This is a genomic window from Frankia sp. CcWB2 (assembly GCF_977927585.1).
On the sequence record NZ_CDWRCM010000065.1, the window covers coordinates 2,261 to 4,187 of the forward strand.

Annotated in this window: 1 protein-coding gene; it reads left to right on the forward strand. The window is 69.7% G+C overall.

All coding sequences use genetic code 11. The features are described 5' to 3' along the window. On the forward strand, nt 1-1,513 hold a 1,513-nt coding region (locus ACY45C_RS09255), incomplete at its 5' end, for an FAD-binding oxidoreductase (RefSeq protein ID WP_462187213.1). Between the last annotated feature and the right edge of the window lie 414 nt (nt 1,514-1,927).

Consider the following 1,927-nt stretch of genomic DNA (forward strand, 5'->3'; position numbering starts at 1 on the left):
TGGCGGCCTGATGAGCGCCTGCCAGCAGGAGGACGCCCCCCACCCGACACCGACGGAGATCGACTGGCGCACGCTCGACGAACGGCTGATCGGTCCGCTGCTGCGACCGACCGATCCGGACTACGCCGTCGCCAGCATGCTGTTCAACCCGGCTTTCGACGCGGTACGCCCGCAGGCGGTGGTCCGTGCCATGTCTGCGGGGGACGTCACGGCCTGCATCGACTTCGCCCGCTCCACCGGGATACACCTCGTCGCGCGGGCCGGTGGCCACAGCTACGGGGGCTACTCGACGACGACCGGGCTGGTCGTGGACGTGACTGCGATGGCGTCGGTCCGGCCGGGGCCCGACGGCACCGCGCTGATCGGAGCCGGATCGCTGCTGATCGACGTCTACTCCGCACTCGCCGAGAACGGGCTGGCGCTGCCGGCCGGATCATGCCCGACCGTCGGCATCGCCGGGCTCGCCCTCGGCGGCGGCATCGGAGTGTTGAGCCGGCGCTACGGTCTGACCTGCGATCGGATGGTCTCCGCCGAGGTCGTGCTGGCCTCCGGGGAGACCGTGCGCACCGACGCCGACACCGAGCCGGACCTCTTCTGGTCGCTACGCGGCGCGGGCGGGGGCAACGTCGGCATCGTGACGTCGTTCACCTTCGCCACCCATCGGGCGACACCGTTGGTGCTGTTCACCTACCGCTGGCCCTGGGACGTGGCCGCGGACGTGCTCACCGCGTGGCAGGGCTGGATCGCCGACAGCGGCGGCGCGCCAGAGGACCTGTGGTCGACCTGCGTCATGACCTCGATGCCGACGACCGGGGTCACCGGCAGTCCGGCCCTGCGGGTGAGCGGCGTGCTCGCGGGCGGCGCCGACGACACGCGGATCACGTGGCTGCGGGATCGACTCGCCAACCTCGTCGCCGCCGTCGGCCGGAGGCCCTCGAGCACCTTCGTCGCCCAGCGTGGCCATCTCGAAACGATGCTGCTCGAGGCGGGCTGCGCGGGCAAAAGCGTTGACACGTGCCACCTGCGCGACCGGACGCCCGGAGGCACCCTGCCACGGGTGGCCCAACGGGCCGCCTCGGCGTTCCTCGCCGAACCGATGCCAGCCGGCGGGGTCGAGACGATGCTCGCCGCGCTCGAGCGACGCCAACGCACGCCCGGGGCCGGTCCGGGTAGCATAATCTTGGATTCCTGGGGCGGCGCGATCAACCGGGTCGGCCCGGGTGACACGGCGTTCGTGCACCGCGACACGCTCGCCAGCGCCCAGTTCGTCGCCGGGTACTCCGTCGACGCCTCCCCGGCGGACAAAGAGGCTAACCAGAGCTGGTTGCGATCCACGGTGGCGGCGACGGCGCCGTTCATGTCGTCGTCGGCGTACCAGAACTACATCGACCCGGACCTCACCACCTGGGCCGATGCGTACTACGGGGCGAACCTTCCACGGTTACGCCAGGTCAAGCGCGCCTACGACCCGGACAACCTGTTCCGCTTCGCGCAGAGCATCGCGCCGTCCTGAGCGGTCCCGGCGGTCCCGAGCGGGGGCTTCCCCGGCCAGGCCGGCCATTGCCCCGGGCAGCCACCCCGCGCCGGGAATCGAGGTCGACCGACCCGGGGTGGCATGCACTATTAGATCCGTTCACGTATCCGTTGCCTACTGCCCACCTATGGTCAGATCCCTGTCCATCCGCTGTCCCCCGGCCCCGCCACCGCGCAGTTCACTCACCGCTCCGGCGATTCATCTTGCGGCAACTACTCAAGGTGAGTACACACATGCTGTCGGTAACACACCGGCGTTGGTGTCCGTCTGGCCGTGTCGACTGGGTTTTCTGTGAGGTCCTCGATGAAAAGAATCTTCTGGCCGTATGGTGTCGGGTTGTTCGCCCTGTTCTTCGCGGTGACGGCACCGGGTAACGCCGCCGATGTAGTGCAC